The organism is Cohnella sp. WQ 127256 (genome assembly GCF_024519285.1).
GTDB lineage: Bacteria > Bacillota > Bacilli > Paenibacillales > Paenibacillaceae > Cohnella.
In genome coordinates this window covers 1,579,852-1,605,598 of the sequence record NZ_JAMZCY010000001.1, presented here as the reverse complement: position 1 = coordinate 1,605,598, position 25,747 = coordinate 1,579,852, and the positions used below count along the sequence as shown (strand labels likewise).

23 protein-coding genes and 1 other annotated feature are annotated in these 25,747 nt (G+C 42.7%); of the genes, 20 read left to right on the top strand and 3 right to left on the bottom strand.

The genetic code is table 11. The features are described 5' to 3' along the window. Positions 1-154: 154 nt before the first annotated feature. The 4 genes from M1K58_RS07165 (at position 155) to M1K58_RS07150 (ending at position 2,737) form a co-directional block, all read left to right on the top strand. A complete protein-coding gene (locus M1K58_RS07165; RefSeq protein WP_256757964.1) occupies positions 155-1,168 on the top strand; it encodes an NADP-dependent oxidoreductase in 1,014 nt (337 codons plus the stop codon). A 109-nt stretch (positions 1,169-1,277) separates the two neighbouring features. Beyond that, positions 1,278-1,424 (top strand): hypothetical protein, encoded by a 147-nt coding sequence (locus M1K58_RS07160; RefSeq protein WP_256757963.1) that lies wholly within the window; start codon positions 1,278-1,280, stop codon positions 1,422-1,424. Between the two features lie 440 nt (positions 1,425-1,864). Continuing rightward, entirely contained in the window at positions 1,865-2,194 is a 330-nt protein-coding gene (csaA, locus tag M1K58_RS07155) for a chaperone CsaA (protein ID WP_256757962.1), read from the top strand. A gap of 30 nt (positions 2,195-2,224) precedes the next feature. After that, entirely contained in the window at positions 2,225-2,737 is a 513-nt protein-coding gene (locus M1K58_RS07150; RefSeq protein WP_256757961.1) for a DUF402 domain-containing protein, read from the top strand. A gap of 32 nt (positions 2,738-2,769) precedes the next feature. On the opposite strand, the gene M1K58_RS07145 is transcribed toward M1K58_RS07150, so the two are convergent. Then, positions 2,770-4,017 carry an MFS transporter gene (locus tag M1K58_RS07145; RefSeq protein ID WP_256757960.1) on the bottom strand — a complete coding sequence of 416 codons (1,248 nt, stop codon included), beginning with the start codon at positions 4,015-4,017 and terminating at the stop codon, positions 2,770-2,772. A gap of 867 nt (positions 4,018-4,884) precedes the next feature. On the opposite strand from M1K58_RS07145, the gene M1K58_RS07140 reads away from it, so the two are divergent. From M1K58_RS07140 to M1K58_RS07125, 4 genes are all read left to right on the top strand, one after another. Next, entirely contained in the window at positions 4,885-6,408 is a 1,524-nt protein-coding gene (locus tag M1K58_RS07140) for a malate:quinone oxidoreductase (RefSeq protein WP_256757959.1), read from the top strand. Positions 6,409-6,823: 415 nt separating this feature from the next. Next, positions 6,824-7,100, top strand: a binding site (T-box leader). A gap of 65 nt (positions 7,101-7,165) precedes the next feature. Beyond that, positions 7,166-8,860 (top strand): biosynthetic-type acetolactate synthase large subunit, encoded by a 1,695-nt coding sequence (gene ilvB, locus M1K58_RS07135; protein ID WP_256757958.1) that lies wholly within the window; start codon positions 7,166-7,168, stop codon positions 8,858-8,860. A 119-nt stretch (positions 8,861-8,979) separates the two neighbouring features. After that, positions 8,980-9,813, top strand: coding sequence for a GNAT family N-acetyltransferase (locus M1K58_RS07130; RefSeq protein WP_256757957.1), 834 nt, complete (start codon positions 8,980-8,982; stop codon positions 9,811-9,813). A 5-nt stretch (positions 9,814-9,818) separates the two neighbouring features. Further along, on the top strand, positions 9,819-10,274 hold the full coding sequence (locus M1K58_RS07125) for a GNAT family N-acetyltransferase (protein WP_256757956.1): 456 nt from the start codon (positions 9,819-9,821) through the stop codon (positions 10,272-10,274). Between the two features lie 110 nt (positions 10,275-10,384). Here the strand turns inward: M1K58_RS07125 and M1K58_RS07120 are convergent, their stop codons facing one another. Next, a complete protein-coding gene (locus M1K58_RS07120; protein ID WP_256757955.1) occupies positions 10,385-12,568 on the bottom strand; it encodes a heavy metal translocating P-type ATPase in 2,184 nt (727 codons plus the stop codon). 244 nt (positions 12,569-12,812) lie between these two features. Between M1K58_RS07120 and M1K58_RS07115 the strand changes: the two genes are divergently transcribed. From M1K58_RS07115 to M1K58_RS07085, 7 genes are all read left to right on the top strand, one after another. Continuing rightward, positions 12,813-13,859, top strand: coding sequence for a multicopper oxidase domain-containing protein (locus tag M1K58_RS07115; RefSeq protein WP_256757954.1), 1,047 nt, complete (start codon positions 12,813-12,815; stop codon positions 13,857-13,859). Positions 13,860-13,876: 17 nt separating this feature from the next. After that, a complete protein-coding gene (locus M1K58_RS07110; RefSeq protein ID WP_256757953.1) occupies positions 13,877-15,073 on the top strand; it encodes a ZIP family metal transporter in 1,197 nt (398 codons plus the stop codon). A 36-nt stretch (positions 15,074-15,109) separates the two neighbouring features. Next, positions 15,110-15,301 (top strand): twin-arginine translocase TatA/TatE family subunit, encoded by a 192-nt coding sequence (tatA, locus tag M1K58_RS07105; protein ID WP_256757952.1) that lies wholly within the window; start codon positions 15,110-15,112, stop codon positions 15,299-15,301. Between the two features lie 157 nt (positions 15,302-15,458). Continuing rightward, a complete protein-coding gene (locus M1K58_RS07100) occupies positions 15,459-15,701 on the top strand; it encodes a hypothetical protein (RefSeq protein ID WP_256757951.1) in 243 nt (80 codons plus the stop codon). Positions 15,702-15,703: 2 nt separating this feature from the next. Further along, entirely contained in the window at positions 15,704-16,417 is a 714-nt protein-coding gene (locus tag M1K58_RS07095) for a thioredoxin domain-containing protein (protein WP_256757950.1), read from the top strand. A 1-nt stretch (position 16,418) separates the two neighbouring features. Continuing rightward, on the top strand, positions 16,419-16,886 hold the full coding sequence (locus M1K58_RS07090; protein ID WP_256757949.1) for a disulfide oxidoreductase: 468 nt from the start codon (positions 16,419-16,421) through the stop codon (positions 16,884-16,886). Between the two features lie 71 nt (positions 16,887-16,957). Then, a complete protein-coding gene (locus M1K58_RS07085) occupies positions 16,958-17,716 on the top strand; it encodes a spermidine synthase (protein ID WP_256757948.1) in 759 nt (252 codons plus the stop codon). Between the two features lie 51 nt (positions 17,717-17,767). Here the strand turns inward: M1K58_RS07085 and M1K58_RS07080 are convergent, their stop codons facing one another. Continuing rightward, the gene (locus M1K58_RS07080; protein WP_256757947.1) at positions 17,768-18,346 is read right to left on the bottom strand and encodes a TetR/AcrR family transcriptional regulator; all 579 of its coding nucleotides are present in this window, start codon (positions 18,344-18,346) and stop codon (positions 17,768-17,770) included. Between the two features lie 105 nt (positions 18,347-18,451). Between M1K58_RS07080 and M1K58_RS07075 the strand changes: the two genes are divergently transcribed. From M1K58_RS07075 to M1K58_RS07055, 5 genes are all read left to right on the top strand, one after another. After that, positions 18,452-19,105, top strand: a complete 654-nt coding sequence (locus M1K58_RS07075; protein ID WP_256757946.1) for an NADPH-dependent F420 reductase — start codon at positions 18,452-18,454, stop codon at positions 19,103-19,105. Between the two features lie 155 nt (positions 19,106-19,260). Further along, positions 19,261-20,826: a spore germination protein gene (locus M1K58_RS07070; protein WP_256757945.1), complete on the top strand. Its 1,566-nt coding sequence runs from the start codon at positions 19,261-19,263 to the stop codon at positions 20,824-20,826. Then, positions 20,823-21,923: a GerAB/ArcD/ProY family transporter gene (locus M1K58_RS07065; protein WP_256757944.1), complete on the top strand. Its 1,101-nt coding sequence runs from the start codon at positions 20,823-20,825 to the stop codon at positions 21,921-21,923. Before M1K58_RS07070 ends, M1K58_RS07065 begins: the two co-directional genes overlap by 4 nt. Then, positions 21,920-23,032 carry a Ger(x)C family spore germination protein gene (locus tag M1K58_RS07060; RefSeq protein WP_256757943.1) on the top strand — a complete coding sequence of 371 codons (1,113 nt, stop codon included), beginning with the start codon at positions 21,920-21,922 and terminating at the stop codon, positions 23,030-23,032. Before M1K58_RS07065 ends, M1K58_RS07060 begins: the two co-directional genes overlap by 4 nt. Positions 23,033-23,244: 212 nt before the next feature. Then, positions 23,245-25,674 carry a heavy metal translocating P-type ATPase gene (locus tag M1K58_RS07055; RefSeq protein WP_256757942.1) on the top strand — a complete coding sequence of 810 codons (2,430 nt, stop codon included), beginning with the start codon at positions 23,245-23,247 and terminating at the stop codon, positions 25,672-25,674. Positions 25,675-25,747: the final 73 nt, after the last annotated feature.

Below are 25,747 nucleotides of genomic sequence, written 5' to 3'. Positions count from 1 at the left end.
TCTATTCATCCAATGTTAAGCTAATCCAGTAGAGGAACAGATGAGTATTTTTCAGGGTTTCTTGGACAAGTTATAAGATGTCCAGAAACCCATTTTTTTCGAGGGTAATACGTGAGTTTTAGAGCGACTAAAAATAGATTGGAGAAGTGAACATATGAATCAGCCAAATAATAGACAAGTCCTGTTGTCTTCTCGCCCTGTAGGGATGCCAACACAGCAAAATTTCGAGTTTAGAGATGTACCTATGGTTAATGCGCAAGAGGGACAAGTTGTTGTGCGTACTTTGTACTTATCGGTGGATCCTTATATGCGTGGAAGAATGAGCGATGCCAAATCTTATATTCCACCTTACCAGCTTAATGAGGTTATAGCAGGTGGACTTGTCGGAGAAATTGTGGAATCGAAATCGGAGCTGTTCAAAGCTGGTGACAAAATTATCGGTATGCTGGGCTGGCAGCTATACAATACAGTGGATGCAAAAACAGTAACTAAGATCGATGATTCGATTGCTCCTGTATCGGCTTACTTAAGTGTTCTTGGTTTGACAGGCCTCACAGCTTACTTTGGTTTACTTGATATCGGCCAGCCGAAAGAAGGAGAGACGGTCGTCGTGTCTGGGGCAGCGGGCTCCGTAGGGATGTTTGTTGGACAGATTGCCAAAATCAAAGGGGGGCGTGTTGTTGGAATCGCAGGCTCTGATGATAAATGCGACTTTTTGAAGAGAGAGCTTGGTTTTGATGCGGCGATTAATTATAAAACCACGAGAAACTTAGGTCAGGCATTGCAAGAAGCATGCCCGAAGGGTGTCGATGTCTATTTTGACAATGTGGGTGGAGTGATTTCAGACGCTGTGATGAGCTTACTGAATGATTATGCACGTATTCCACTCTGTGGAGCTATTTCCTCCTACAACAGTACAGACGGGGACGTCGGCCCACGTATTCAGACTAGATTGATCAAGACCCGTTCTCTAATTAAAGGATTCGTTCTCAGTGATTATGCAGCTCGACAGTCTGAAGGGCTTCAGGAGCTTGGAAAATGGCTAACAGAGGGTAAATTGAAGGTTGAAGAAACAGTTGTAGATGGTTTCGACAACGTGATTGAGGCATTCCTACAATTGTTCCAAGGTAAGAATCTCGGTAAAATGCTCGTCAAGGTGAGCGATTGATGTCTGGAATTCTGATTCAAACGGTGTGATGGATTGGGTTAAGCTAGAATAAAATAAACGATGGTGTACGTCATTTAAACGTATATCCGTACGAGAATGGGGGATGTTAATGACCAAAAAGCAGATGATCATTGTATTTCTACTGTGCTTTGCTGCCGTTGGTTTTTTTGCTTATCATCTCGTTAAACGTGAGGAAATAACACCATCGCCAAGTCCAGTTTCTACCGCAACACCGTCCGCCGAGTCTTCCAAATGACTTGTTGTCGTAGCGAATTTTCTCACATCAAACGAAAGAGGAGCTTGCTTCATGAAAGCTCCTTTTTTGTTTGATGAACATAGAGCAGGACATGAAACTAAAGCAAGAAATCATACTTTCTATTTGCATGCTGAACTCTGCGAATCTCTACACTATCTAATAGTACAACATAAAAAATGATCGCGATGGGGAGAATGCGCTAACAATGAGATTGATTCATCAAACGGGCTAAGAAGAGTTAATGCCGCCGGTATACGGCCCCTTAATTTACTCATTAACTCAGCATGATTAACTTTTTTGATATTTGGATTTGCACTTTCTTTTTCGGCGATAGCAAGCTTCTGGTACAATTCAATTACAGCCTGTTGTTTTTTGATGAGAATTTATATTGATGCTCCTCAAAATAAAAATCAATCTTAAGGTGCTTGGAGGTAACATTCGTGGTAACAATTGAGGATTTTATGAAATTAGATATTCGTGTGGGTACAGTAATTAAAGCAGAACCTTTTCCAGAAGCTCGAAAGCCGGCTATAAAATTAGAAATCGATTTTGGAGCGCTAGGTATTAAGAGCTCTTCGGCGCAAATCACACAAAGGTATACTCCAAAACAACTTATTGGTCGGCAAGTTGTTGCCGTAATAAACTTTCCAGCTAGACGTATCGCAGGTTATAAATCAGAGGTGCTTGTCATTGGTGGTACTCCCGAAGAGGGTGACGTAGTGCTCTTAAAACCTGATGAGCTTGTCGAGAATGGTACCCCAATTGCGTAAATCTAATGGTACTGATAAAGGGGTAAGGCAATGAACAACGAGCAGATAAGCATACAAGCATTGAAGTACGGTAATCATCGTCATTATGAATGGAATACTACACTTCTTGAGAAGACAGAAGGGTATGTCTTTGTTCTAGGTCATTATGGACGTGAGCTGCAACATTATACCAAAGGTAAAATCTTTACGATAGATAACTGGACAATTGAGTTTTTCTCCTTTGATTCTTGGTTTACGGTAAGTGCGGATATCGTCGACGGTAGGATTACACAGTACTACTGTAATATTTGTAAACCCGCACAGATGGACGGGAGCACGGTATCATTTGTAGATTTGGATATCGATCTTATTTATAAAAATGGAGAATGGATTGTTGTAGACGAGGATGAGTTCGCCGTCCATTCAATCAAGTTCTCATATCCTTCAGATCTGATCGACAGAGTTTGGCAGGAGCTCAGAGGTTTACAGCAACTTATAGCGCGGAAAGGCTTCCCTTTTGATGGAGCGATTGAGAAGCATATGGCTAAAATTCCGCGGCGCTAAGTTGCGAATAATGTAAATAGGTTAACAGCTTGTTATCCTGCTGCTTTCTCTTCTCCATGCTGAATGCCGCTCTTTAACTTAAACAGAGGGGCGAGAACCGCCACACCGATTATGAAAAATAAACCTGCGATTACGTACATCGGTGCGAGTGATATCGCGTTTTTGATCGCGCCGGATAGCGTCATCGTAACGACCATTGAACCTATGAATAGCGGATTCAGAATGCCGTTCACTCGGCCGATGAACGATTCCTCCGTATTTTGCAAAATCATTGTATTGATCCCGATCTGAATACAAGGCAGTACGAATCCGCTAATGAATTGTAGACCCAACGTGAACCAATAATCCGTTGAGAACTCGATAGCGATCATGGTCAAGCTGTCGACAGCCATACCGAACGCCAGTAGTTTTTGTGGAGATACTTTGCTCGATAAGCTCATCGCGAGCACACCGCCGATAATCATCGCTATTCCGTTGATTAATAGGAACCACTGTAAATAACCTTCTGGTTTCCCAAGCTGCTCTGTAATGAGGAAGATGCCCATCGGTTGAATAAGGCCGAGACCGAGCCCTGCAGCAATGAACCCTCCGCCGAGTTTACGGAGTATGATGCTGGACCATACGTAGCGGAAGCCTGCCTTAATGTCTTCCAACAATTGCGTTTTTTGTTTCTCGTCGTCATTTTTGCGGTCGCGTGGTAGGAAGGCCAGAGAAGCAGCAGACAAGAGAAAGGCTACGCCCATTATGCCGATAGCGGTCTTTATGCCATAGCTCTGATAAACAAACGTGCCGACAACTGGACCGAAAATCATAAATACAGCAAACAACGTTTGGTACATCGCCATACCCTTTTGTACGAAATGCTCAGGTACGTGCATCTTAAATAGCTTCATACCGGCGGGCTGTGAAAATTGAGATAATATTGCCGATGCTAACGTTGCAAAAAATACTGCTTTCCAAGAACCGTTTACCATGGCGTAAAGCACTGCGAGAATGGATAATGCGCTCAATAGGTCGCACCACACCATTGTCATTTTTGGTCGCCAGCGGTCTGCGAATGTCCCTCCAATAAACGAAAAGACGAAGATCGGCGCGAACTCCGCGACCGAGATAAGCGATACTGCGAATGCATCGTCATTAGTCATTTCTTTGACATAAAACAGGATGGCAATATTTCGCACCCATATCCCGATCTGCAGAAACAACGTGGACATCAAAATCGCTTGTACGAATCGGTTGCTCAGTAAGGATGATGCTGAAGAAGTTTGATTGGCAGTCATATTTTTCTCCCTTTCGATTTACCAAATTTATAAGAAATACCTTTGTCTTCCTTATAAATAGTACTTGACGTTCCCATTACCCAATAGGTTCGCCAGAACGAAAGTTCGCTCGGTCTTGAGACTGATTATTTCGACGAATTATCATACATACGAGATACCGCCATGGCCGATGCTAATGGCGGTATTTCCTTTGGTTAGTTCCAGTCTCGGTGAAGATAGGGCTATTATTACTATGGGAAAAGCCAATGCCGAAGCTACGTTCTTCACATAAAATAATAGCATGTACCGACATTGTAGAAATAAATCAAAGGAAGTTGATCATTTCATGGATTGTCATATCGGTAGTATTCTTATTGTAAGAAACGAAGGTACAATTATATTTGGAGATGTCGGTAGCCTTCCCACAAGCAACACTGGATCTAATCCAAGTGACTCGGGAGAGGTCTCTCTTGATAATGACCGATTCAACCTAACTATACCTATCAAATCGATCGTTCCTGATGGCATGACATCGAAGCGTAAGAAGAAATAGCAATGGTCGCATGTGAGAGACTCGTAGGTTAAACGAAGGAATAGAACTTATTTTTCAAATCAAAAACGCCCTGATCGCATCAAATTGCGTAAAGGGTGTTTTTTATGTCCAAAATACACCTGTACAGTGAGAATAAGCTTTCTAATAACTTATATCTATCATCTATATAGCAAATTTATATTATAAACAATAGATAATAGTGATACACTAAGATGATAGGTTTATTTGATCCAGAAAAGTTGTATGATTATGTCGCTCGCTGGCTTGCTGTAGCGCCTAAGCAGGAGCAACTACATTTTTTTTTTGCAAATTTTAGGGTATAAGGACGGTAAAAAATGAGCAACAGACAAACTAAAACAGACGTTATCTTAATTGGTGCCGGAATCATGAGTGCTACTTTGGGGGCACTTCTTAAAGAATTAGTACCGGACTGGAAAATTACAGTGTTCGAAAAGCTCGCAAGCGCAGGCGAGGAAAGTTCTAATGAATGGAACAATGCGGGAACCGGACATGCTGCACTGTGCGAGCTTAACTACACCGTCGAAAAACCGGACGGATCCATAGATATTAGCAAAGCTATTAATGTTAATGAACAATTTCAGGATTCAAGACAGTTTTGGTCTTATCTTGTGAATAACAATTTGATTCGTAATCCGCAGGACTTTATTAAGCCATTGCCTCATATGAGCTACGTACATGGGGAACAAAATGTAAAGTTTTTGAAAAAAAGGTTTGAAGCTCTTTCAAACAATCCGCTGTTTCAAGGAATGGAATTTTCCGATAACCCGGAAAAACTGATGGAATGGATTCCGCTGATGTTGAAAGACCGAACCTTAAATGAACCTATTGCGGCGACAAAGATTGATTCCGGGACGGATGTTAACTTTGGCGCTTTATCCCGTATGTTGTTTGACCACTTAAAGAGCAATAATGTCGATATTAATTACAACCATAGTGTTGATAATATGAAACGTACAAGTGACGGCTCGTGGGATTTGAAAGTACGAAATCTCGATAACGGTTCTGTCGAGCACCATACTGCCAAATTCGTCTTCATCGGTGCAGGCGGAGGAAGCCTACATTTGCTGCAAAAATCCGGTATTCCTGAAGGGAAGCGTATTGGAGGATTTCCGGTAAGTGGACTATTTATGGTATGTAACAATCCGGATATTGTAGAACAGCATCATGCGAAAGTATACGGAAAAGCTTCGGTTGGTGCTCCACCGATGTCTGTTCCGCATCTCGACACAAGATTTATCGACAACAAAAAATCATTGCTATTTGGACCGTTCGCGGGTTTCTCGCCTAAGTTCTTAAAAACGGGTTCAATGTTTGATTTGATAACTTCCGTAAAGCCTAATAATGTCATCACTATGCTGGCGTCAGGTGCAAAAAACATTCCGTTGACTAAATACTTGATCCAGCAAGTTATGTTATCAAAGGAAAAACGCATGGAAGAATTACGTGAGTTTGTTCCGAACGCCAAAATCGAGGATTGGGATATCGTGATAGCAGGCCAACGCGTGCAAGTTATCAAAGATACTGTTGAAGGTGGCAAGGGCACACTTCAATTCGGTACGGAAGTTGTTAGTGCCGCTGATGGCTCGATAGCAGCATTGCTCGGCGCTTCTCCTGGTGCTTCGACTGCCGTTTCCGTCATGCTTAAGGTATTAAAAAAATGTTTCCCGCAGCATATTAAAGAGTGGGAACCGAAATTAAAAGAAATGATTCCTTCTTATGGCGTGTCATTAATGGAAAACCCAGAGCTTATCGATGAAATTCATACTTCAACAGCTAGGGCACTCGGTCTAGGCGAAAACGTGCAACTACAGAGAGAACGCGAAACGGTCTCTGTTTAAGTTATCCACTTCGTAATAAGAAAATGGTGAAGTGTCATTTACTGGTGGATGAGCGCATATCTTTGTGATATTATGTTATCAATAAAAAATATAAGCGATAAGCGATGAAGAGAAAAACATACAATGGGACTTATGTTCAGAGAGCGAAGGGAATGCTGAAACCTTTGCCATAATCCTTGTATGATGTCATCTCGGAGCTTTTGCTCGAAAACTGACCCAGCATGGGTTCAGTGAGTAGACTCAAACGGAATGGCACACGATATCGTGCTGGAGGTAAGGAGGCTTCCTTACTTCATGAGGCTGGAACTGTAAGGTTTCAGTAAATCAGGGTGGTACCACGAAAATTTACCCCTTTCGTCCCTAGGTTGACAGTTGTTTTCTGTCGCCTACGGATGAGAGGGTTTTTGTGTTTTATAAAAAAGCGATGAAGAGAAAAAATACAAAGCACTTATGTTCAGAGAGCAAAGGGAATGCTGCAACCTTTGCCATAAACTTTGTATGATGTCGTCTCGGAGCATTTGATGGAAAGCGAAACCTAATCTCTATCTTGGGGAGTAGTGAGTAGACTCAAACGGAATGGCACACGTTACCGTGCTGAAGGTGAAGGAATTCCTTTACCTCATGAGGCTGGAATCGTAAAATTTCAGTAAAACAGGGTGGTACCGCGAAAATTTACCCCTTTCGTCCCTAGGCATGGCAGTAGTTTGCTGTCGCCTAAGGATGAAAGGGGATATTTCTATTTAAGGGGGCATTTCAAATGGAAAAATCAAAAAGAGGTACAGGATCGGAGATTCTATTACGTGCATTACTGACGGAGGGTGTTGATTGTGTATTTGGTTACCCAGGAGGAAATGTTCTCTACATCTATGATGCTATGGTGAGTAATCCAGATTTTAAACACATTTTGACTCGACACGAGCAAGGTGCGATCCATGCGGCGGACGGTTATGCCCGGTCGACAGGAAAGGTGGGAGTTTGTATCGCCACATCTGGTCCTGGTGCTACAAACCTAGTCACTGGAATTGCTACTGCTCATATGGATTCTGTACCTCTCGTAGTCATTACTGGTAATGTCCCAACAACAGTTACGGGAACTGATGCCTTTCAGGAAGCAGATATCATTAGCATGACAATGTCGATAACCAAACACAGCTACCAAGTTCGCGACGTACATGACCTTCCAAGAATGATAAATGAAGCATTTCATATTGCGAACACAGGAAGGAAAGGACCGGTTTTAATCGACATCCCGAAAGACGTTTCTAATCATACAATCCTTTTTCAACCTACTAACCAAATGAACTTACCAGGTTACAATTCGAGTCTGAATCTGGATCAAATGGAGATAGATAAATTAACTCAAGTTATTGCCGAATCAGAAAATCCGATCATTATTGCTGGAGGAGGGGTTGTCTATTCAGATGCATCTCAGGAGCTAATGGAGTTCGTAAAAATAACCCGAATTCCAGTGACAACGACATTGCTTGGTTTGTCCGGATTTCCAAGCGATCACGATCTGTGGCTGGGAATGTTGGGTCATCATGGTACCTATGCGGCGAATACGGCAATTCAAAATGCAGATCTGGTTATTTCGATTGGATCACGATTTGATGACCGGGTAACGATGAAGCTGGATGGTTTTGCTCCAAATGCCAAACGAATTGCCCACATTGATATTGATCCAGCTGAAATCGGAAAAAATATCAAAACGGATATAGCCTGTGTCGGAGATATAAAAGCAGTCTTAAAATATGCAAATACAAAAGCAAAGCCTTCCCTTTCAGGTAGCTGGATCACAAAAGTCCTGGAAAACAAATCAATGTATCCTTTGCGATACAAAGATTCCGATACGGAGCTCAAGCCTCAATATGTGCTAGAAATGATCAGTGAGACAACAGAAGGAAATGCAATAATTACAACAGATGTAGGTCAGCACCAAATGTGGGTCGCACAATTTTACAAATTTAAGCATCCCCGCTCACTGATTACTTCAGGAGGGCTTGGTACAATGGGCTTCGGCTTCCCATCTGCGATAGGTGCTCAGATAGGTAATCCAAACCGCCTTGTTATTGCTATTAACGGTGACGGGGGCATGCAAATGTGTGCACAAGAGATGGCTATTTGTGCTATTTATCATATTCCTGTCAAAATCGTCGTGCTTAACAATCAAGTGTTGGGTATGGTTAAACAACAGCAGGAGCTTATGTACGGAAGGCGCTTTAGCCATATCGATCTTGCTGGTAGTCCTGATTTTGTAAAGCTTGCTGAAGCATATGGAATTAAGGGATTAAGGGCAAAGAATAAAGAAGAGGCATCACTGATTTGGCAAGAAGCGCTTCAGACCCCTGGACCAGTACTTGTTGAGTTTGTCGTTTCAAAGGATGAGAATGTATATCCCATGGTTCTGGCAGGTACGACATTGGATCAGATGATCATGGGGGATTTCGAATGATATTTTTTAGAGCTGTATTTGCGAGGTAGGCTTAAGTAGTATAATCTAAATATCTTTGTTCGTGAGAATCCGTAAATAGCAAACGCTGGATCAATCAGTTAAGCGCAAAGGAGACAAATATGTTAACGGAACAACAATTGATAGCTATTGAGCAATTGCAAAAAGAGTGCGAAAGCTTCGAACCTATCCAACTGAAACTCAACTGGGAAATGCTTAAAGACCGCGGATCTAATCAACTAGATTTCCTTCATTATGAAAATGACGAGCTAGTCGCATTTCTAGGGTTATATGCTTTTGGTTCTACAGTTGAGGTGTGTGGTATGGTTAAACCAAGTGAACGGCGGAACGGATATTTCCAGCAACTGCTCCAACAAGGAATGGAAAGAGTGAAACAAAACGAATACAAGAAAATTTTATTAAACTCACCTTCGAAATCGGATGGAGGAAAAGCCTTTCTGCTCAAACAAGGCGCAGCATATGCATTTTCAGAGCATCAAATGGAGTGGCAAGAAGTGCCCATTCTTAAGGTTGAAGGGGTAACACTTCGACCTGCAATAGCAGCTGATTTTGACATGCGAATACGATTGTCTATTGAAGCATTCGGGGAAGAAGAAGCAGATGCAATAGAGACGGAAAACATGTTCAATAAGGAAAATGACACAGAAATGTTAATGATCAATGTGGGCGGAGAAACGATAGGAAAAATTCGTGTGAGTGTTAAGGACGGACAGGCGTGGATATACGGCTTTTGCATTTTGCCGGAGCAGCAGGGCAAAGGGATCGGTAGAAAAGTATTGCGTCAAGTCATAATAGATCAAAGCTCAGCAGGTCATTCTGTACACCTCGAAGTCGAAACGAAAAATGACCATGCTTTAGGGTTATATGAGTCTGTTGGTTTCAAATCTGTTCATACACAAGATTACTATACCTATACGCTTAAGCAGGGGGAGTAATTGAGATGGAAATTAAAGTTGACGATTTAACTGGACCTGAGGTAGTGAGATTAGTGGGGGAGCATTTTCAGAGTATGGAACAACAATCCCCAGCAGAAAGTATGCATGCCTTAAATCTAGAAGGGTTGAAAAAACCAGAAATTACGTTCTGGAGTGCATGGGAGCAGGATGAATTAATGGGCTGCGGAGCATTAAAGGAGCTTGATAGTCAGCATGGTGAGATTAAATCTATGCGGACTTCTTCCTTACATTTACGTAAGGGTGCTGCAAGGCAGCTGCTTGCACACATTATTGAAGAAGCTAAACGACGTGGTTACTTAAGGCTAAGCTTGGAGACAGGATCTATGGAATCCTTCCAACCTGCAATTAGACTTTACGAGAGCTTTGGTTTTCAAAATTCTTTACCCTTTGCGGATTACATCGAGGACCCTAATAGTGTGTTTATGACAAAGGAATTATAAGTGTATATTTGGACCCTTCGCCAAGGGCGAGCTTTGATAGACAAAGACCTTAACATCGGCTGATAACTGTGCCGTGGTTAAGGTCTTTTGTGTGTTTGTTCAATATCCGATTAGGTCTTGCGTTGAATGAGAACGGTCAAACTAACTAAGGTGACGAAGATAGTTGCTCCCATATCGGACAGGATGGCCACCCACAAAGTCAGCCAACCTGGAATTGTGAGCAGCAGGGCAATCAGCTTTAAACCTAATGATACACTGATGTTAAAGCGAATGACTCGGTTAACCTGACGCGCAACCTTCACCGCATCAGGAAGCTTGCCTAGGTGGTCCTGCATTAATACGATATCTGCAGTTTCAATCGCACTGTCCGTTCCCTTACCCATTGCGATACCGAGCTGGGCGGAAGCAAGAGCAGGGGCGTCATTAATCCCATCACCGATCATACCTACAACACCGTTATGAGCAAGCTCTTTCACTTTGGCTACTTTATCTTCTGGAAGCAGGTTTCCGAAATATTCCGTTACGCCAACAGCTCTAGCCACTTTCTCAGCTGTCTTTTGGTGATCACCCGTTAACATGACCGTATGACGGATGCCATTCCTATGGAGAGCTGCAATGACGTCTTTACTTTCCTCACGGATTTCATCTGTAATTCCGAACATCCCTAATACTTGTGTCTCATCTGCTACGAGAACGAGGGTCAAGCCACTCTCTTTCAGTTGGTCGATTGTCGTACGAATTTCATTTGGGATATGGAGATGCTCCATCGCTTTCTCGTTACCAAGCCAATATTTAATGCCTTCATACGTTGCCTCGACTCCTCGACCGGAAACAGCTTGAATGTCGTCTGCAGCCTTGATCTCAATTCCACGTAGCGCAACCTCCTTCATGATGGCTTTTGCAAGGGGATGGGTAGATGAACTCTCAATAGCACCTGCAACAGCGTAGAATCGCGGTTCATCATAAACAACGGATTGCTCAACATAAGGTTCGCCCTTAGTCAGCGTACCTGTTTTGTCAAATGCGAGTGTGTTTAGTTTACCTAGCTGCTCAAGGAATACGCCGCCTTTAATGAGAATACCGTTTCGAGCATTTCGTGTTATCCCGGCAACTATAGCGATTGGTGAAGATAAAATAAGTGCGCAAGGGCAGCCTACGATGAGTACTGCAAGTCCTTGATACAACCATGTCTTCCAATCTCCACCTAGCAACAGGGGAGGGACCACAATGACAAGAGCTGCAATGATCATAATAAGTGGAGTGTAATACCTGGCAAACTTATTGATGAACAGCTCTGTAGGTGTTTTCGTTTCTTGGGCTTCTTCTACAAGATGCAGAATTTTGGCAAGAGAAGAGTCTTGATACGCCTTTTCAATCCGGATATGAAGAACGCCTTCATTATTAATACTACCCCCGAATACCGGCTCACTCTCAGCCTTCTCGACAGGAAGGGATTCACCCGTTATTGCGGATTCGTTGACAGAGCTTTTACCAGCCAATACCGATCCATCCGACGGAATCTTCTCGCCTGGCTTAACGATAACCGTATCCCCAACCTGTAAGGATGCAATCGGAACGATGGTTTCTTTGCCATTTTCAAGTCTTGTCGCTTCCTTAGGAGCGACTTTAAGCAGTGTCTCCATGGAACGGCGAGCCTTTTCCATGCCGAGACCTTCAAGTAGCTCGTTCAGACCAAATAATATCGCAACTAATGTGGCTTCTTTCCATTCCCCGATGGAGATGGCACCCACTAATGCTATTGTCATTAAGGTGTCGATGTTGAACTTGAGCTTCACTATATTTTTGAGGCCTCTCCAGAAAGTGGAGTAGCCACTCATCGCTGTAGCGATCAAGTAAAGCAGGATGACAGTAGAAGATGCGACTTGACCTTCCATGAATATCGCACCTAAATAGATGACCGTAGATGCGACTAGGGTTCCGATAATCTGTTTAGTCCCCTGACTGTGACTGTGATCGTGATCATGATCATGTCCATGCTCGTCTCCATGCTCATGATTGTGATTGCTACCATGTTCGTGGTCATGCCCATGCTCGTGCCCTTCATGTCCATGCTCGTGCTCATCTTGCGACGGATTGCCTTGCACGGCAATATAAGCGCGGTCGGATTTCAGAATTTGCTTTACCTTATCCAAGGCGACTCGTTCATCTAGTTTCAATTTTCCACTATTATAACTTAGGGTTGCTGTCTGCCCATGCTCCAGTTGACGGATCTCATGCTCAAGAACAAGGGCACAATTCCCGCAGGATAGTCCTTTAACCCGATACTCCACCAAAATAATCATCTCCCGAAAACAAATGAATACTTGCTCATATATTATTCCGATGAGTGAGGATTGTCAACTCATTGCTTACATTTTTTAGTTTACAAATTTTCAAAAACAACATATATTTAGGTTAATCTTTATTTTTGCCCTTGTGCAAAAGTTTGTCCCTATACCACACTATATTTTTTTATACATTATTTTGCACAAGGTAAACTTATTTTCCCTAATCTAAAAAAGAAAGAGGGTATTGTCCATGTCGTTTAATGCAAAACGGCCTATGTCTAGACGGGAAGTCCTGAAGTGGGGAACTGTCGGTGCAATGGGGATTTTCGGTGGTAGTCTTTTGAATCCCACCTCATGGTTTAGTAAAACCGCAAAGGCCATGGATAAACACGAGCTACATTCGACGCTACAGCAACAAAAACATGCAATGATGGCCCATGGATACGATCCTGGTACTGACAAAACAAAGGGATTGGAAGCGGCAATCTTAGCTCTTACCCAATTTGATTACGGCAAAGTGAGTACCCGTGAAGATGGACGCACGGTGAGGGAGTATGAGCTTGTCGCCATTGACACGGAAGTCGAAATCGCCAAAGGTATCAAATTTCCAGGATGGACTTTTAACGGAACAATACCAGGCCCAACAATTCGATGTACGGAGGGAGATATTGTTCGTATTAAGTTCTGGAACGGATCCATGCACCCACATACGATTCATTTTCATGGTATTCATCCTACGAACATGGACGGCATTGAACCTGTGCCATCCGGCACAGAATTTACGTATGAGTTTGAAGCCAAGCCTGCGGGCATGCACATTTACCATTGCCATATCCCACCCCTTGCCAAACATATTCACAAAGGCTTATACGGAAATTTTATTATCGATCCGAAAAAGCCAAGACAGACAGCTCATGAGCTAAGTATGGTTATGAACGGCTTTGATCTGGATTTGGACGGAGAGAATGAGATTTATACGGTTAACGGCTATGCTTTTGCTTATCAGGCAGCACCCATTCAGGTCAAGGTTGGGCAGCTTGTTCGCATCTACTTAAGCAATTTAACAGAATTCGATCTCATCAATTCCTTTCATCTGCATGCAAACTTCTTCAAATATTATGAAGTTGGGGCTGATCCTGACGCAAGACCCGTCCTTACAGATACGGTCATGCAGTGCCAGGGGCAGCGAGGAATTATGGAAATGGTGTTCCCCGAGCCTGGTAAATATATGTTTCATGCCCATCAAAGTGAGTTCGCGGAGCTTGGATGGTTGGGATTCTTTGAAGCTAAAGCATAAGAGAGGAGGAATAAGAAATGCTTGGAGAAACGGCAGTTTCAATGAAACGTAAGCCATCGAAAATAGTGTGGATATGGGGGATTATCCCCTTGATCTTACTAGCCATTCTTGTGTATTTGATCTCAAGCTTCGGAACGGGAATCAAAGATGACCCTGTTGCTCCAATTGAAGTGTTGGATGTAGAGAAAATTACACTTACGGATGAAGGCTTTACGCTGAAGGTATTAAACTCGGGTCCGGAATCTGTAACGATTGCCCAAGTGATCGTTAACGATGCATTTTGGAATGCCAGCTTCCAACCGAGTGCAACAATTGATCGATTGAATCAGACTCAAATTACGATTCCTTATGGTTGGGTTGAAGGGGATCCGTATAGTATTAAGCTGATTACGACAAATGGACTTATTTTTACAGGAGAGGTAGCAGTTGCGGCCACAACACCTGTTCCGGATGCTAACAGATTTCTACAATTCGCTTTGATCGGGTTTTATGTTGGCGTTGTACCCGTTGGTCTTGGCTTGTTATGGTTCCCGTTTTTGCGTAGATTCTCAGATAAAGGGATGCAAGGGGTTCTTGCACTAACAGTTGGCTTGTTGTTTTTCCTTGTTATCGATACGTTTCAGGAGGGCCTTGAATTGGGAGCTGAAGCTCCAAGACTCTTTCAGGGTACGGGGCTAGTGTGGTTTGGTGCACTACTCAGCTTCTTATTCTTACTTGCACTAGACCAAGTGAACGATAAGAAAGGTGTGATGAGTGGTAAACAAGTTTCTTATAAAATCGCTGGTGGTATCGGGCTTCATAATCTGGGTGAAGGGCTGGCAATCGGGGCCGCCTTCGCTGCGGGAGAAGCTGCTCTAGGAACATTCTTAATTATTGGATTTACACTTCATAACATCACTGAAGGTGTGGGTATTGCTGCCCCTCTTCTGAAGGAAAGTCCGAGATGGAGAACGTTTCTGGGATTAGCGGTTGTTGGGGGCGGACCTGCAATTATGGGAACTTGGATAGGCGGCTTCGTGTTTAATGATACGTTAGCGGCTCTGTTCTTTGGAATCGGAGCTGGTGCAATTGTTCAAGTCATTTTTGTAATTAGTAAAATGATCATTCGCGAGGCTGCTAAGAGTGGGAGTCCAGCTGTTTCGTGGGTTAATCTTGGTAGTCTGACCCTTGGTATTGTCTTGATGTACGTAACTGCACTATTTGTTAGTGTATAGGATTAGGATTGAAGAGAAGAAGGGTGTGAGTGAATAATGCCATTGAATATCGGTGGAACGGGATTATTAATCATTATTCTGATTGCTATATTGTTTTTTGGTCCATCTAAGCTACCCCAACTTGGTAAAGCTATCGGCTCTACTCTTAGGGAGTTTAAAGCGGGCACGCGGGAATTAATCCAAAGTGAAGAACATGCACCTAAGGTGACAAAAGAATCAAATGAATGAGAAAGCACGCCATCTTTCCTCTAACAAGGGGGAAAGGTGGCTCTATTTGATTAACGCAGAAAGATGATACATAATATATGAGGAACTGTAGGCTTGGACAACTTTGAATTCACAAATCCTTATAGAATGTTGGTGTGTTAGCGTGGAGCAATTTGCTTTGAAATGGGAAAAAAATCGAAATTTGGGTAAGCAAAAGTATGTGCTACGGTACGGTGTCATTTATATCGGTATGTCTCTTACGATTCTATTTACTTTGGTTGATCTGATTGCGAACGGAACAGCTTCTGTTACCTATTTAGTAGGCCGATTACTCATGTTCCCGACAGTGGGTTCTATACTTGCTAGTCAGAGATTTGATAAAATGGACAAAAAGTATAATAAATATAAGAAGGGGTTGTAGAGTTGTCTAAATCCGGAAATAAAAGAAAATCAGTCTCTACTCAGAAAAAAAATCCAGGTAAAACTTTAGTGCTGTATACGGGGATATTCATTGTATTACTAGTTGCAATCTTTCTAATTAATAAAGCAAGTACGGATAAAGAACAGGATCTTACCCGCGTTAGCGAATTGCCTTCTATCGTAAATCAACCTGTAATCGGGAATGCAGATGCTAAAGTTACCCTAATTGAATTCGGTGATTACAAATGTCCTTCATGTAAGAAGTGGACTCAGACCGTTTATCCGGAGCTGAAAGAGCAGTATATTGATACGGGGAAACTGAAGATGGTATACATTAATACGTTGTTTCATGGTGCAGAATCTCAGCTTGGAGCCATTGCCGGGGAAGCTGTGCTTGCACAAAATGTAGATGCATTCTGGTCATTTAATAAAGCGATGTTTGAAGCTCAACCAACAGCGAATCATGATGTCGCATGGATAACCGAAGAGAAAATAATGGAGCTTGCTAAGACAATCACTCCAGCAATCGATTTGCAGCAACTGCAAAACGATATTAAAAATAAAATAACGTTACCTGAGGTTGAGATCGATAATAAGCTAATTGATAAATATCGGATTAATCAAACTCCTACCGTTATGATTAATGGAATTATTATTGAAAATCCATTTGATATGAATACGATTAAATCCGTGTTGGAGCAGGAGCTGGTTGGATAATATGAAGCCGGTACAATCGTCATCTTCACAGTACCTCTTATATTTCGCATGGCTTGTAGCTGTTGTTGCGACACTAGGAAGCTTATATTTTAGTGAAGTACTTGGATATGTCCCGTGTGAATTATGCTGGTACCAGAGAATATTCATGTATCCCTTGAGCATTATTCTGGGTATAGCGGCTTATCATGGGGAGAGAACGATTAAGAAGTACGTGTTACCGCTCTCGATTATTGGTGGCATCATTTCTCTCTATCATTATATGGTTCAGAAGGTACCGGGCTTTGAGGAAATTAAGCCGTGTACCAATGGGGTTCCTTGTAATGTTGACTACATCGATTGGCTTGGATTTATCACAATCCCATTCTTAGCTTTAATTGCGTTCGTACTCATTACGGTTAGTTTATTGTTCGTTAAGCAGGCTGAGAAAGAAGAAGATCAAGAACTAGAGCAAGGATTAGAGCAAGAATAATGATCATGAGCAGTGTAGAACTCGTTAAACAGTTCTATACTGCTCTCTTTTATTAAAAAGGAGTCGTCGACTTGCATTTAATAGCTACAGAGTTAAGCATGTTTAACGAGATTAGGGTAATTGAAACGACAGAATTATACGGGGAATTGGGAAAGTTTCGTTGCTTACAGTTTGCAGATGAGGCGATCCAAGGAGCGATGGACTTAAAAGATACGAAGCGCGTCGTGCTTCAGTATCAAAGGGCGATGCTTCATTTATTGGAGTTACTTAATCCCTCATTCGAAAGGGCTTTTGTTATTGGGCATGGCATTGGGACAATTGCTGGGCATTATCCAGACATAAAAATGACTGTTGCTGAGCTAGACGGGAAGGTTGTGGAGCTAAGCAAACAGTTTTTTGGCTATCGTCACAATAATGTCATTGTCGGAGATGGGCGTGAGATTCTCAGTCATGAACAATCCAATCAATTTGATTTCATTATTTTGGATGCCTTTAATAGCAAGGGAACTCCACTTCACTTTACAACACATGAATTTTTCGAATTGATGTTGGATAAGCTGGACTCCAGTGGAGCTATTATGATGAATTTGTTTGGGAAAATCAAAAATGACCGACTCATTAACGCGATTCATACAACTCTCAAGGAAACGTACACCTTCATAAGAGTATTTACTCTACCCGCAGCGCATGAGTCTGACGAACGGAATATGATTGTGATTGGAAGTAATAAGCCTATCGATTTTCACGTGCGAGGGGATAAGGTTGGGTTCGAGTGTATTGAGGTTGAATTAGAGCAAGGGCATACGATTAGGGATCGAGTAGTGGAGTAACCGCAAATTGGGGGAGAGCCCCTTCCCGTGAGGGGAGGGGCATAGCACTAGTTAATGGTGAGACTTGATTAGCGTTATTGCGGCTTGAACAGTATCTGCTGAGGGGCTGTTGGCACCAATAAATCGAGTGGATATACAAAAACCTTCCGACAGGACAAATAGTTGCCGGGCAAGAGAGGTGGATGATTTCGATCCAGCTTGTTCGCAAATAGATACCAATCGATCCAAAATAGATTGCTTATGTTCAACAGCTGCTTGGTTAACGATATGTTCGGGAAACGGGAATTCAACGGCAACGGCCTGATATAGACAGAAGGTCGACATTGGGGATAAAGAATGCTGGCGTGCGACTGCTTCGAATATAGCGATGAGCTGAGCTTCTGGATCAGCTATTCCTTGAATGGTGTTCTCAAACCATTCCCAATATAGCTCGTCCGATCGCTGCAATATGGTAACAATTAAATGATCTTTGGATGGGAAGTACTTGTACATTGTCATTTTCGTAATTCCTGATTCAGATGCAATCAAATCGACTCCGACAGCATGGAAGCCTCTTTCAAAAAACAACTTACTTGCAGTTACGAGTATTTGTTCTCGTGCAGCTGATTTTTTTTCAATCGATTTGCTCATAGAAAACGTCACCTCACCTGTTGACATTATACAGATCTGTAAAGTATACTGTCAATGTAATCCAAACTATACAGACCTGTATGTATACAAGAGGAGATGAAGTTGATGAAAATCGGTTTTATTGGCTCGGGTAATGTAGGGCAAACGCTTGGTAGTTCCCTTATTAAATTAGGTCATGATGTCAAATTGGGAGCAAGAAGTCCGGAGAAACTGAATACATGGCTGGAGCAATTTGGTCAAGGTGAGCGTGCAAGCGTGGGTTCCTTTCAGGAGGCTGCGGAGCATGGCGAGCTTATTTTCAATGCAACTCCAGGCACAGCATCGCTCGATGCCCTACTTGTAGCAGGTCACAATGCATTACGAGGTAAAATCTTGATTGATGTTGCACTTCCGCTTAACTTCTTAAATGGTGAACTGAGCTTGTCCGTAGCTAACACCGATTGTTTAGGGGAACAGATTCAACGCGCTTTTCCGGAAGTAAAGGTAGTAAAAACTCTGAATACGGTCAACTCTACATTAATGGTGAATCCACTAAGCCTCGCGGATGGTCAGCATGATCTTTTTATAAGTGGAAATGATACAGATGCGAAAAGCAAAGTCATGGGCTATCTAAAGGAATGGTTCGGTTGGAGGAGTATTATCGATTTGGGAGATATTTCTTCCGCGCGCGGTACGGAAATGTTGCTCGCTCTATCCTCTAGGGTGTATGGGGCAGTGGGTCACCCGAATTTTAGCTTCAAAATTGTGAGCAAAACCTAAATAGAATCTTAAACCTAGACTTAGAGCCCTCCAGATCATTTTTGATCAGGGGGGCTATTTCGCGTATTCAATGGCTCGAGTGACTTGGATAAATTTCGAAAAAGTAGCCACATTATAGAAAGATATGAAAGTCACAGAAATCGGGATGGATGCACATGTTATTTTTTCTTCTTCGTAAATTATTTGGAAACTCGCGTTCTTTGGGCTCACGTCAACCCGTACAAACTCGATCTAATAAGAAGTCATCATCAGGAAACAACATGGGGAACGAATTATCTACTAAATTGGAAGAAGTCCAGAAGCAGTTTCAGCTGACTCCGGATTTGGTTGTCAGGCACTTAACGATCCAAGCCACGGGTACAAAAGCCGCGCTTGTGTATTTAGATTCGCTAACGGATAACGAGGTTATTAACAATGATATTGTTAACCCACTGCTAAGTGAAGGCCCGGTAAATAAAGATGAGCATCCGTTTCATACGAATGTTGGCAATATCCGCAAAGGAACAGAGTGGGCCGATCTAGAAAGTGCAATTCTTTCTGGAGATACGGTATTGCTTATAGATGGGAATCCGGATGCTTTCTTCCTAGATACGAAGGGGTGGCCTAAGCGGGCAATCGAGGATCCTCAAATCGAAACTTCTCTTAAAGGTGCACATCAAGGTTTTCTGGAAACAGGTACGCAAAATATCGCTTTAATCCGAAGGTATCTTCCGGATCGCGAATTGAAAATCAAAGAGCTTACCATTGGTGTTAGGGGTAAGACAAAGGTTTGGATCATGTATTTGGCCGATGTGGCGAATCCGGATTTGTTGAAGGTACTTGAATCACGTCTGGCGGCAATAGATGTTGATTCCATCATAAACACGGGAGAATTGGTCGAATATATCGAGGATAATCCCTATTCACCTTTTCCTCAGTTTATCTTGACTGAACGACCGGATTCGACCGTATCCCAGCTGCTTCAAGGGAGAATGGCTGTTATTGTGGACTGCTCTCCAAGTGTCTTAGTTGCTCCAGCTACATTTATTACCTTTTTCCAAAGTATAGATGATTACAGCACCCGCTGGATGATTGCTTCGTTTATTCGATTACTGCGTTATTTGGCATTCATTATCGCTTTAATATTACCCGCTACTTACATTGCGTTTATTTCATTTAATTATGAAGTTATCCCTATGCAGCTGCTTTTGTCGATTGCTGAATCAAGGACGCGTGTTCCTTTTCCACCCTTACTTGAAGCGATGTTAATGGAAATAACGCTAGAAATGATGCGAGAATCAGGAATTCGTCTACCCGCGCCGGTCGGACAAACGGTCGGAATTGTGGGTGGTATCATCATCGGACAGACAGCCGTACAGGCAGGGATTGTTAGTAATATTATGGTCATTGTAGTTGCGTCTACCGCAATCGCCTCTTTTATTATCCCAAGCTATGATATGGGAACGGCTATTCGGTTACTTCGCTTTCCGATGATGATCATTGCGTTTATGTTCGGTATTGTGGGAATTATTATCGGCTTGATGATATTAGTTGCACATCTTGTTTCTTTAGAATCACTCGGAACGCCATATGGAAGTCCGCTTGCACCCTTCCGCTGGAGTGACATGAAGGATACGTTCGTGCGGATTCCACTCTCAAAGATGGTCAAGCGTCCGGAAAGCACTAGCCCCCTCCAATCGAGAAGGGGAAAGGATAATCGGCGTGCTGGGGGCAATCCATGAAGAAATATGCTAAGAACGAAATCAGCCTAATGCAGTTTATTTTCATTATTAATGGAGCTCAGGTGGGCACAGGGATAATGTCCTTATCCGGTGAGTTAGCTGCCTCATCGGGAACGGATGGCTGGATGTCGCTCATTATCGGTTGGTTATTGAATCTAGTCGCTTGCTTATTGATCATTCAAGTGTTTAAACGTTTCCCTGATGATACGGTATATGATCTGCTTAAACGTCTTTTTGGAAAATGGTTATCCCTTCTTGTCGTAATACCTATTACATTGTATTTCACTATTTTTTGCTGTCTAGTACAAATCAAGGCGATGCTCTATATTAAAGCATGGTTCTTACCGCAAACCCCTGATTATCTCATCATGTTCTTGTTTGCTATTCCGACTTATATGGTAGCTGGCAAAGGATTGAGGATATTAGGAAGGTATAATGAGCTAGTCTTCTACCTAACGGCGTGGATGCCTTTTACTCTTTTGTTTGTCTTAAAGGAATGTCATTGGCTTCATTTGTTACCGTTGTTTAAAGATGGGATTATGCCTGTTATTCGAGGCGTGGAACCGTCTATATATTCTATACTCGGGTTTGAAGTGTTATGGATAATCTATCCCTTCTTAAAGTACAAGGAAAAGGCAACGCAAGGAGTTATTATTGCTAATTCCATAACGATACTTGCTTATATCATGGCGACTATTATTTGTTTCGCATTTTTTAGTCCGGATGAGATTACAAGCTACCATCAACCCTTACTCAGCTTATTAAAAATGATCGAATTCAGCTTTTTGGAACGTTTTGACATGATCTTTTTGGCTTTCTTTTTATTCGTGGTATCTTCTTCATGGATTTCTTTTATGTTCATGGCCGCGTTTGGCGTAAGCCAAATGGTACGGAAGCAGGATCATAGTCCTTATGTTGCGATAATTGCCGTTCTGATCATCGTAATGGTATTTGTCATACATCCTTCATGGAATCAAGCGAACGAATGGCAAAAATGGTCGAGTCGCATGGGAATTGGTGTTGCTTATGCGCTGCCATTGCTCTTATGGGCATATGTTCAGGTCTATATAAGATTCCATAAGGGAGATACACGATGAAACGTACATTGTGCTGTACCGTGCTCGTGCTGATGTTATTCCTTACAGGTTGCACGGATCGTCTAAGTGTTGAAAACGTCACATTCATATTACTCGTTGGAATCGACGTAGACGAGGAAGATCATGTTGTTTACTCCTTATCCAGTCCTGTCTTCAGTAAAGAAGCCAAAAAGAAGGAGGAGGAGCTTGAAGTTCGTGCGATGACGATGAGGAATGCGAGAGAGAATTTCGATCGCAGTGTGGTTGCCTCTACTTTGGGAGGCAAAGTGCAGGTGATCTTGCTTGGTAAACGTATATTTGAACACAAAGATTGGTTCCAGCTTATGGATGTATTTTACCGCGACAACAAAGACACAGTTCTTCCTACTGTAGTACTAGTTGACGGCAAAGTTTCCGATCTTATTAATTTCGCTCCCAAAGATAAGCCTCGTCTCTCTACTTACTTAACTGAGCTTCTCCGCACGTCTCATAAAAGGAATATTACGGTGAATACAACGATCCAAGAGTTACATAGGCAAATGTATGATAAGGGAATAACACCGAGCATTTCGGAAGTACGTAAAGACAAGAATTTACTAGTGATGGGTACGGCTCTACTTAAAGAAGATGGGCGTTACGCATTAATGCTTGATCCATTGGCGAATAAACTCTTCAGTACATTAAGAGAGCACCGTTCTGGCGAATTCCCGATTACGCTCACAATGCCTTCCCACAATGAAGATAGCTTCTATAAGCTAAATAAATTAAGCATAACCGCAACGGATATATCTACAAAAACAAAGGTGAAATACGAAGATAATAAATTCCGCTATGATATCAAGGTAAATATGAGAGTTACATTAAGTGAACGTCTATATCCAATCAATCTAGATAAAAACGCCAAAAAAATTGAAAAAGAAATAGGGGAAGAGCTTGAGGCGCAATACAAACTGCTATTTAATAAAATTCAAACAGCAAAAATCGATCCTATAGGACTCGGGTTGTATGCGCGGGCTAAGGAATACAAGCAATGGAAAAAGGTACAGGACAATTGGGGAGAAGCCTTATCCAAGGCAGAAGTAAACGTTAAAGTAAAGATAAGGATTATGTCAGTAGGGTCGATAAATTAAAGGGAATGGAGAGGCTTTGAGTCATAACGAAAGTTGAGGATTCGAAAGAATCCTTCTCTTTTACACCCCAATAAAGGGTGGGGGGGTAAAGTAACTGTTGACAAAATAAAGGGTGGGGGGGTATATTTGAGGTGTGGTAATGATTAGGATTTAGTTGTTGTAGGTGAAAGTAAATCCATCAGCTAGATTAACGATAAATCGAGGTGTAGGTTATGGATACAAGTCATAAGGAATTAAAACAAGCTTCACTGCAAATTACAGGTATGACCTGTGCTGCATGCGCAAATCGGATTGAAAAAGGATTAAATAAGCTCGAAGGGGTCACAGCTGCTAATGTGAACTTTGCTATGGAGCGAGCTATGATCAAATATGATCCTGGTGTCGTGGATGTATCCAAGATGGAACAGCAGGTTCAGAAGTTAGGCTACGGAACGACCAAAGAAGTCGTCGATCTACAGTTAGTTGGTATGTACTGCGCCGCTTGTGCAACGAAGATTGAGAAAGTACTTAACAAGATGGATGGAGTGTCGAGTGCAACTGTTAACTTTGCATTAGAGACGGCTCGAGTTGAATTTAACGATGATGAGCTAACGATAGCTGACATCCAATCCAGAGTTGAGAAACTGGGCTATAAAGCTATTCTCAAGCAAGAGCAGTTGGACCAAGCGGAGCACCGTAAGAAAGCAATATCACAGCAAAAGCGCAAGCTACTTATATCCGCAATCCTATCTCTACCTTTACTATGGTCCATGGTCAGTCATTTCTCCTTCTTATCATGGATCTGGATGCCAGAGCTGTTCATGAATCCGTGGTTCCAACTGGCATTGGCAACTCCTGTTCAGTTTTATATCGGGAAACAGTTTTATATGGGGGCATTCAATGCACTTCGTAACAAAAGCGCCAATATGGATGTGCTTGTCTCCCTTGGGACTTCGGCTGCTTACTTCTACAGCCTTTACCTAACGATTGAATGGGCATCGGATGGAAGCATGGTCCACCATGGTCCTGCGATGTATTACGAAACAAGTGCAGTTCTTATTACACTCGTCCTTCTTGGAAAGCTATTCGAGTCACTGGCTAAGGGGCGCACATCTGAAGCGATCAAAACGCTGATGGGCTTGCAGGCTAAGACGGCACTTGTCATCCGTGAGGGGCAGGAAATGATCATCCCAGTGGAAGAAGTTCTTACCGGCGATGAATTGATCGTTAAGCCAGGTGAGAAGATTCCCGTAGATGGAGAAGTACTCGAAGGTCAATCTGCTGTAGATGAATCGATGTTAACGGGTGAAAGTATACCGGTTGAGAAGAAAGCTGGAGACAGCGTCATTGGAGCGACAATTAATAAAAATGGCAGGCTGAGATTAAGGGCTACCAAAGTTGGTAAAGAAACGGCGTTAGCACAAATCATTAAAGTCGTCGAAGAAGCTCAAGGCTCAAAAGCGCCTATTCAGCGGGTAGCTGATGTGATATCCGGTATTTTCGTTCCGATTGTCGTCGGGATTGCAATTGTTGGCTTTCTTGTCTGGTATTTCTGGGTCACGCCAGGAGATTTCGCACATGCATTGGAGATAGCTATTGCTATCCTCGTTATTGCTTGCCCATGTGCGCTTGGACTTGCAACACCAACGTCGATTATGGCTGGATCGGGTCGCGCAGCGGAGTTAGGTGTTTTATTTAAGGGCGGGGAGCATTTGGAATCGACCCATAAGATTGATGCGATCATTCTTGACAAAACCGGTACTGTGACGAAGGGGAAACCAGAGCTTACCGATGTGATCGTTGAGCAGATTGATGAGGGTTCGTTCCTTCGCTTAGTTGGAGCTGCGGAGAAGGACTCAGAGCATCCACTTGCGGAAGCCATTGTGATTGGTATTGCTGCTAAAGGAATTGATCTCCCATCGACTGAACAATTTGAAGCGATTCCGGGCTTTGGTGTTCGCGCAGTTGTAGATGGTAAAGAAATATTAGCGGGTACCCGTAAGCTAATGGCGAAATATGATGTACAGGTAGAACACGCTGTGGATAAGATGACCCAGCTGGAGCTAGAAGGGAAAACGGCGATGCTGATTGCGGTTGACCGTCAATATGCTGGCCTTGTCGCAGTTGCGGATACGATTAAAGAAACGTCCAAAGAAGCGGTCGCAAGACTGAAGCAGATGGGTATTGAGGTTATTATGATAACCGGAGATAACGAGCGTACAGCTCAAGCGATCGCCAAGCAGGTTGGCATCGAGGAAGTTCTGGCAGAAGTACTTCCGGAAGGTAAAGCGGAAGAAGTAAAGAAGCTTCAGGCACAAGGGAAAAAGGTAGCGATGGTTGGAGATGGCATTAATGACGCTCCAGCACTAGCAATGGCGGATATCGGAATGGCAATCGGAACAGGAACTGATGTGGCTATGGAAGCAGCGGACGTTACCTTAATGCGTGGTGACTTGAATAGCATTCCAGATGCGATCTATATGAGCCGCAAAACAATGAGTAATATTCGGCAAAATCTATTCTGGGCGCTAGGTTACAATTCTCTTGGTATTCCTATTGCAGCCATCGGCTTATTAGCTCCTTGGGTTGCCGGAGCGGCAATGGCTCTCAGCTCCGTATCCGTTGTGTTAAATGCACTTCGGCTTCAGCGAATGAAGGTTTAGGGAAGGGTTAGTTCTTTGTGATTTGTCTAAGCACTCCACACATGTGGAGTGTTTAATATTGATGGTTCGAAAA

Bases quoted from the DNA above. Each gene is read 5' to 3' on its own strand.
- M1K58_RS07145 (WP_256757960.1), bottom strand. From the start codon at position 4,017: ATGACTGCCAATCAAACTTCTTCAGCATCATCCTTACTGAGCAACCGA.
- M1K58_RS07140 (WP_256757959.1), top strand. From the start codon at position 4,885: ATGAGCAACAGACAAACTAAAACAGACGTTATCTTAATTGGTGCCGGA.
- M1K58_RS07125 (WP_256757956.1), top strand. From the start codon at position 9,819: ATGGAAATTAAAGTTGACGATTTAACTGGACCTGAGGTAGTGAGATTA.
- ilvB (WP_256757958.1), top strand. From the start codon at position 7,166: ATGGAAAAATCAAAAAGAGGTACAGGATCGGAGATTCTATTACGTGCA.
- M1K58_RS07060 (WP_256757943.1), top strand. From the start codon at position 21,920: ATGAAACGTACATTGTGCTGTACCGTGCTCGTGCTGATGTTATTCCTT.
- M1K58_RS07070 (WP_256757945.1), top strand. From the start codon at position 19,261: ATGTTATTTTTTCTTCTTCGTAAATTATTTGGAAACTCGCGTTCTTTG.
- M1K58_RS07080 (WP_256757947.1), bottom strand. From the start codon at position 18,346: ATGAGCAAATCGATTGAAAAAAAATCAGCTGCACGAGAACAAATACTC.
- M1K58_RS07115 (WP_256757954.1), top strand. From the start codon at position 12,813: ATGTCGTTTAATGCAAAACGGCCTATGTCTAGACGGGAAGTCCTGAAG.
- M1K58_RS07055 (WP_256757942.1), top strand. From the start codon at position 23,245: ATGGATACAAGTCATAAGGAATTAAAACAAGCTTCACTGCAAATTACA.
- M1K58_RS07165 (WP_256757964.1), top strand. From the start codon at position 155: ATGAATCAGCCAAATAATAGACAAGTCCTGTTGTCTTCTCGCCCTGTA.
- M1K58_RS07130 (WP_256757957.1), top strand. From the start codon at position 8,980: ATGTTAACGGAACAACAATTGATAGCTATTGAGCAATTGCAAAAAGAG.
- tatA (WP_256757952.1), top strand. From the start codon at position 15,110: ATGCCATTGAATATCGGTGGAACGGGATTATTAATCATTATTCTGATT.
- M1K58_RS07075 (WP_256757946.1), top strand. From the start codon at position 18,452: ATGAAAATCGGTTTTATTGGCTCGGGTAATGTAGGGCAAACGCTTGGT.
- M1K58_RS07160 (WP_256757963.1), top strand. From the start codon at position 1,278: ATGACCAAAAAGCAGATGATCATTGTATTTCTACTGTGCTTTGCTGCC.
- M1K58_RS07065 (WP_256757944.1), top strand. From the start codon at position 20,823: ATGAAGAAATATGCTAAGAACGAAATCAGCCTAATGCAGTTTATTTTC.
- M1K58_RS07090 (WP_256757949.1), top strand. From the start codon at position 16,419: ATGAAGCCGGTACAATCGTCATCTTCACAGTACCTCTTATATTTCGCA.
- M1K58_RS07150 (WP_256757961.1), top strand. From the start codon at position 2,225: ATGAACAACGAGCAGATAAGCATACAAGCATTGAAGTACGGTAATCAT.
- M1K58_RS07110 (WP_256757953.1), top strand. From the start codon at position 13,877: ATGCTTGGAGAAACGGCAGTTTCAATGAAACGTAAGCCATCGAAAATA.